The sequence below is a fragment of the Candidatus Zymogenus saltonus genome (genome assembly GCA_016929395.1).
Taxonomy (GTDB): Bacteria; Desulfobacterota; Zymogenia; order Zymogenales; family Zymogenaceae; genus Zymogenus; species Zymogenus saltonus.
The window spans coordinates 1-7,271 of the sequence record JAFGIX010000056.1; the positions used below are offsets into that span (position 1 = coordinate 1).

Below are 7,271 nucleotides of genomic sequence, written 5' to 3' on the forward strand. Positions count from 1 at the left end.
CCTAACAGGATCGACCCCCCCATCAAATACCACCATCCCTACAGCCAAACAGGATCGCCCCCCTCCCCCCAAATGCCTTTCACATCTACATCTTTATCTTTTCCAACACGGCCGGATTTACCTCGATCTTTGTCTTGTTCTTTATTTCGCTGAACCACTCCCCGTACGCCTCTTCGATCTTCTTCCTCTTCAACTTATCCTTGATCTCGGCCTCGGCCTCATCGAGGGTCATATTTTTAGCGTCCCTTATATCAATCACTTTAAATATATGATAGCCGTAGGGGCTCGCAATTATACCGCTCAGCTCATTCGGCTTCATGTCAAACACCACCTCGACAAAGGGGGGCATCTGGTCTTTGCTGAAATAGCCGAGGTCTCCCCCGTTCTGGGCGTCCGGCGAGATGGAGTTTGCTCTTGCCACCTCTGAAAAATCTCTTCCACCCTCGATTTCTTCAAGGAGCTTTTTTGCCTTCTCTTCTGTGTCCACCATTATCTGGAGGGCCCTTACGGTTACGGGCCTGTTGTAATCTTCCTGATTTTCCGTATAGTACTCTTTTATCTCCTCTTTCGATACCTCCACGCTCTCCCCGATAACCTCTTCGACCAACTTCTCCAGGAGTATTTGATAGGTGGACTCCTTCCTCCACTGCTCGATGTCGATACCCTTCTCCTCGAGCCAATCCTCGAAGGTCACGGCGATCTCCTTGTCTTTGAGCCACTCCTCGAACGTTGTAGAGTCGTTTTCTCCCGTTTCACTTTTTTCAAACTCAACCCTGAGCTTTTCAAGCTCGGAGTTATACTCCGACGTAAGCTCCTTCATCTTTGAGTCTATCTCTTTTTCCGATACGGTTATCCCAAGCTTCTCCGCCTCGGTAATCAAGATTCTCTTCTCGATAAGCTGGTTTAAAAGATTGAGCTTTATCCCCCTCGCCTTTTCCTCGTCGATAAACTCACCGCTCGGTAGCTTGGCCTTTAGGTCTTTTATCGCCTTTTCAAACTCCGATGTCGTGATAGACTTATCGCCCACCACAGCCAACACCTCCCTTTCATCCTCCTTTGAGGCCTTATCCTTTCCACATCCGGCCGCAACGATAAGGACAATAACAGACAGCAGGATAAAGACCAGCCTGCTTGCCGTCTTCGTAAATTTCCGAGTATTCATGTTCAACACCCTATCCCATCTCATTTAGAATTTCTTCGTCTATCTCGATATCTATTTTCTTTTTCAAATCCTCGACGTAGTTCTCGAAGAACTCTTTCTCCTTTTTATCCGTAAGGAGGACGCGAATCTTTCCGCTAACCTCGCTAAGAGGTTGAACTCTGATTATTTTGGACTTGTCGAGCCTTATGATGTGAAAGCCGAAATTGGTCTCGACGATCTGGCTTATCTCCCCAGGCTTCTCAAGCTTAAAAAGGGCCTCTTCAAAATCGGGCATCATCTGTCCCCGGGTTATCTCCCCAAGGCTGCCCCCCGTTTTTGCGCTCGGCCCCAGGGAAAAGCGTATTGCCAGCTCGGGGAATTTCTCACCCTGAGACAGGAGGCTTTTTATCATCTCGGCGTCTTCCCTCTTTTTTACCAGGATATGGCTCGCCTCGACGATCTCCTTGGTAAACTGACCGATGTTCTCCTCGTAATACTTTTTGACCTCCTCCTCCGTAACCATCGTCCTCCCCTCAAACTCCCTCCTCAACAGCTCGTTGATGATAAGGGTCCTTTTATAACTCTCTATCTTGTAGCGGACCGTATCGTCGTTTTGGATACCCCTTTTCATCGCCTCCTCGACGAGTAGCCTCTGAGTTAACAGCCTGTTGACAAACTCCTTTTTGTCGTCAATCGTCTTTATCGATTCCCTCGTATGATAGGGGAGATTGTCCTTCTCCCAAAGGTATTCTTCAAGTGTAATGGTGCTGCCGTTGAACCGGGCGACATCCTTCTTTTCGCCACAGCCCAAAAGGCAAATAAACAGACAAGCGGAGATGCACGAGACCATAAATGGAGCAAGAAGTCTTCGATCCATAAACCATCTACCCAAGTTTATCCTTATAATCTAACATATTGAGCCAACCTTTGCAATAGATTTCTCAGGTGCTCAATCAATCCCTCAATTTCCACCTCCGGAGGGGTGAATTTCAGCGTGCCGTCGGGAGAGAGACCGAACCTCTCCGGCTCCACATACACCATCTTGACGATTTCCTCGCTGTTTAATTCAGCCGCTTCGTGGAAGTTGATTTTTAGTTGGCCACCCTGATTGTTGACGGAGACAACTCCAGCCTCCCGGGCGAGAAACCTGATCTCGGCGAGATTTATCAGGTTTAAAACCGCAGTAGGAGGTTTTCCGAAACGGTCTTTTATCTCGGCCGTAATCTCGCTTAACCTTGTCTCGTCCTCGGCGCCGATCAGCTTCCGATACAGGGAGAGGCGAACCGTGGAATCTGGGATATAGTCGTCCGGGATGAAGGCCGATATGGGGATATTTATCTCGGGGTCGAACTCGATTGTCGGTGCATCCCCCTTGATCTCGGCCATTGCCTCCTTGATCATGCTGTTGTACATCTCGAAACCGACGGTGTTTATGTGGCCGGACTGATCTTTGCCGAGGAGGTTTCCTGCGCCCCTGATCTCAAGGTCGTAGGCGGCTATTTTTATACCGGAGCCGAGCTCCGTAAACTCCGAGATGACCTTGAGCCTCTTCTCGGCGTCTTGTGTAAGCCCCTTTGTCCCCGGGACGAGGAGATAGGTATATGCCCTGACGTTAGAGCGGCCGACCCTCCCCCGAATCTGGTAAAGCTGCGCCAGGCCGAACATGTCGGCCCTGTTTATGATCATGGTGTTCGCCGCCGGAATATCAAGGCCCGACTCGATAATGGCGCTGGAGAGGAGGAGGTCGATCCTCTTGTTTACGAAATCGAGCATGACCTTCTCCAGCTCGTGTTCGTTCATCTGCCCGTGGGCAATCCCTATCCTAACCCCGGGGAGGAGTCCCTCGAGATACCCGCGCATCGCCGGGATGCTCTTTACCCTGTTGTGGACGAAGAAAACCTGCCCCCCCCTGTTCATCTCCCTTAACACGGCCTCCTTTATGACGTCGGAGTCAAACTCCGATATGTAGGTCTTTACCGAAAGGCGGTTTAGGGGGGCGGTGTTGATGACAGATATGTCCCTGATTCCCATCATCGACATGGAGAGGGTCCTGGGGATGGGGGTTGCGGTCATGGCAAGGACGTCAAGCTGGGTCTTCATCTTAACTATCTTCTCCTTGTGCCTGACCCCAAAGCGGTGCTCCTCATCGACGATGAGAAGCCCCAGGTCTTTAAAGGAGATGTCCTTGGAGAAAAGCCTGTGGGTTCCAATGACGACGTCGACACTCCCTTCCTTCAGGCCGGAGATAACCTCCCCCTGCTCCTTTTTCGTAAGAAACCTCGATAGCATCTTAACGTTTACAGGGTAGTCCTTGAACCTCTCCTTGAACGTCAGGTAGTGCTGCTCGGCTAAGATCGTCGTGGGGACTATCACCGCTACCTGTTTTCCCTCCGTTACGGCGACAAACGCCCCCCTCATCGCGATTTCCGTCTTTCCATAGCCCACGTCCCCGGAGACGAGGCGGTCCATCGGCGTGGGACTCATCATGTCGGCGATCACATCCTCCGTCGCCTTCAGCTGATCGGGGGTTTCCTCGAAGGCGAATCCAGCCTCGAACTCGGCGAAATCGCTCCCGGGGGCGGAAAAAGAGTGGCCCGGATTCGCTCTCCTCTTTGCGTAAAGTGAGGCGAGCTCCCTTGCCATTGCCATGATCTCCGCCTTGACCTTCCCCTTGGACTTCTCCCACGCCCCGCTTCCCAGTTTGTCGAGCCTTACCGCGGCGCCGTCCCCCCCCCTGTAGCGGTGGAGGAGGGATATCCTGTCCACCGGGATGTAGAGCTTGTCGTTATCTTCGTATTCGACGTGGAGAAAGTCACCGGTGGTTCCCATGACCTTGAGGTTCAGAAGTCCGATATACCTGCCGACTCCGAACTTCTTGTGAACGACATAATCGCCCGGATTCAAGGGGTCCGACCTCTTTACCGCCTCGCCGAGCCCGTCCCCTTTGGGCTTTCTTATCTTTATCTTTGTTCCGAATATCTCCTCTTCCGTAATGATTACGATACCCAGAGACGGGTCTTCAAAACCGACACTCAGTCCCCCTATGAGGATCGCTCCCTTCACCCCTCCTCTCAGCCACGCGTTGAACGTCAGATCGTAGACCGCCATCTCCACCCCGTGGTTGTAGAGGAGGTCGGAAAGACGCTTCCCCTGGGTCTTGGTAAGACATACGACGGCCACCCTGTTCCCCTCGGTTATCTCGCGGCTTATCTTTTTCACCAGAGGAGTGAGAAGGGAATCCCCCTTCTTTATCCCCTTTATCTTCGCCCTGAGAGAGGAGTGATCCACCGTCTCAAGCCGGATCGTCTCCTCCCTCTCCCCCGTTATGATGGGATTTATCTTGACCGCGCTCATTCCGGCCAAAAGCCCCTTGACATCTTCGGGAGACAGAAAGAGCTCCTCCACGGGCAGCGACGGGTCCTTCTTTTCAACTGATCGGCCGTAGTTACCGCGGCAGAGATTGTGGAACTGGTCGGCCTCGCTGAAAATCCCCTCCGGCTCATCGACAAACACGAGGGCGCTTTTCGGGAGGTAGTCGAACAGGGTGTCCATCCCTCCGTAAAAGGCTTTGGCCTGCGCCCCGAGGCCCGGGGGCACACGGAAGGCCTCGATCTCCTCTATCATCTTCCTGATCCTCTTGACGGGGGTATCGACCATGTTTCCGGCTTCCCTTATCCACCTTATGCCCCGCTTCCTGTTCTCCTCGGTGAGGACGAGCTCCGACGCCGGAAGGAGTTCCAACGCCCTGATCTCGTTTATCGACCGCTGGGTCTCGGGGTCGAAGGTCCTTATCGACTCCACAACGTCGCCGAAAAACTCCACCCGGACGGGATTCGGCCTCGATGGTCCGAAAAAATCGAGGATGCCCCCTCGAATCGAGAAGTCCCCCGGACTCCGAACGAGATCCTGGGATATGTATCCTGACATCACGAGGAATCCTACGATCGACCCTATCGAGACTTCCTTCCCCCTGACTATCTCGATCCTCATCTTGGAAAGGTCGCTTTTCGGCATGACCCTCGTCATCAGGGAGCGCACGGGCGCCGTTATGATGTAAGGTCCGTTCTTATCCACCATTTTTGAAAGAGTCCTGATTCTTGCGATGGTTGTGTCGATCTGTGGGGAGAGGCGGTCGTAGGGATCAAAGTCCAAAGAGGGAAGGGAGAGCACGTTCACACCGCCGGGGATTTCACCGGCGTAAAACTCGATGTTCGCAGTCTCCTCGTCAAACCTCTTCCCCGGCACGATAAAGAGAATCGGCCTTTCGGAGCGCAAGGCGGTCTTGACGGCGAGGTGGTGGGCGGCGGAGCCGGTAAGCCCCGTAATATTCAGCCCGCCGCCTCCCTTTCCAGAAAGGGAGAGGATCTCATTGATGGTCTCGTCCGTGCCCTTTGAGTACCTTTCCTCCATCGTATCTACCGTGTTACTTTTAATGATATTGCGTAAACTATATAGTTCGGGGAACTTATGGAATCGGTCTTTACCCGATCATCGGTCATGTAAAAGTCGGCCGTCAAAATACGAGTTCAGTTACAAAGCACGCGTTTATGGAAAAAGGGGAGCATCGGTCAATCCCGCTTCCTCCTTGAGGCCGAGGATCAGGTTCATGTTCTGGATCGCCTGACCGGCCGCCCCCTTGACGAGGTTGTCTATGGCCGTGACTACCACGAGCCTCTTCGACCCCTTGACGGCAACGGCCCCGATGTCGATCAGATTCGAGCCCCTGACCCACGCCGTATCGGGGATTTTCCCTTGAGGCATGATCCTCACAAACGGCTCGCCCGCGTACACCTCCCTGAAGATATTCAAGGCATCCTCCGTTGAAACCTTCGTTTCCGTCTCTGCGTAAATGGTCGTGAGTATCCCCCTGTTCATCGGGACGAGGTGGGGGGTGAACGTTACGTTAACCTCAACCCCGGATACAATGGTAAGGTTCTCCTCGATTTCCGGGGCGTGGCGGTGGCTTCCCACCTTGTAGGGATGAAACCCCTCGGCTATCTCGGGAAAGAGGGTTGCGGCGGAAGGCGTCCTTCCGGCGCCAGTCGCCCCTGACTTCGAGTCAATCACTATTCCCTCCGTTTTTATCAACTTCATTTTCAAGATAGGATACAGCCCAAGGATCGCCCCGGTCGGGTAACAGCCGGGGTTCCCCACGACCCTCGCTTCCTTTATGGAGTCCCTGTATATCTCGGGAAGGCCGTAGACCGATTCCCCCAAGAGCTCCGGCCTTGCGTGGGCGGCGTAGGCTTGTTCATAGGTCGAAATATCGTTGAACCTGAAGTCCGCGCTCAAATCCACCACCGGCACGGTTTTGCCTTCCGAAGAAGAGAGCTCGTAGACGGCCTCCACCGCCGAGCCATGGGGGAGCGCCGTAAATGCGGCGTCCACCCTCTCCCCTATCTCCCTGTAGTTCGGCTCCTCGAAGGTGAGGTTGTCGAAAAATGACGCCAGGTGGGGGAAGACCTCGGAGACCGTCTTTCCGCTGTACTGCCTCGACGTCACCACAGCAACCTCCATATCGGGATGATGAGAAAGGAGCCTTAAAAGCTCGCATCCGGTATATCCGCTCGCTCCTATTATCGCCGTTTTGATCATCTCTTTTTCAAGGCCTTAAAGAGGGTTACTTTTATCTCAAAAATTAACTCTTAATAATAGATATATTATTGCAGGAATTTAGTTTTGGATAAAAAAATACCATTGACCCCGTCGATCCCCCTGATACTCATCCAATTATCGAAAATTGGGGCGAAAATTGGGAGTCCGGAAAGCTTATTGATTTATTGGGCCTTATTGGCCCTATCGGCCGCCGCCTATGTAATAATATTTCGCGTCCCTTCCGCTTTTTGGGGCAAATTCCCCTTTTGCAGCCGAAAGTAAAAATTCAAACAGAGCAACGACAGATAACGAAAACGAAAGGTAATGAAAAGTCCACATTTAGATTTGCCCCCGTTTTTTCACGGGTGAATCTATGTGTTCAAACGCCTACCCTAACCTCATCCTATCCCGTTAATTAGTCAGATTTAAAAAGCAACCGCCGTGATTCCCCACAATCGGCAAGGCTCATCTATCAAGAGCCCTCCGACGAGATGGGATGCAAAAACAACGTTGTGATTTCTCGAGACCGCCGCCG

At 52.6% G+C, this 7,271-nt stretch carries 4 protein-coding genes; all 4 read right to left on the reverse strand.

The genetic code is table 11. The features are described 5' to 3' along the window. Positions 1–85: 85 nt before the first annotated feature. The 4 genes from JW984_11465 to JW984_11480 all read right to left on the reverse strand — a co-directional run bounded on the left by JW984_11465 (position 86) and on the right by JW984_11480 (position 6,736). Entirely contained in the window at positions 86–1,162 is a 1,077-nt protein-coding gene (locus tag JW984_11465; protein MBN1573804.1) for a peptidyl-prolyl cis-trans isomerase, read from the reverse strand. Positions 1,163–1,172: 10 nt separating this feature from the next. Next, complete coding sequence (locus JW984_11470; protein MBN1573805.1) at positions 1,173–2,018, reverse strand: peptidylprolyl isomerase; 846 nt, start codon at positions 2,016–2,018, stop codon at positions 1,173–1,175. A 23-nt stretch (positions 2,019–2,041) separates the two neighbouring features. Continuing rightward, positions 2,042–5,551, reverse strand: a complete 3,510-nt coding sequence (gene mfd / locus JW984_11475) for a transcription-repair coupling factor (GenBank protein MBN1573806.1) — start codon at positions 5,549–5,551, stop codon at positions 2,042–2,044. Positions 5,552–5,686: 135 nt separating this feature from the next. Continuing rightward, a complete protein-coding gene (locus tag JW984_11480; protein MBN1573807.1) occupies positions 5,687–6,736 on the reverse strand; it encodes an N-acetyl-gamma-glutamyl-phosphate reductase in 1,050 nt (349 codons plus the stop codon). Positions 6,737–7,271 lie beyond the last annotated feature (535 nt).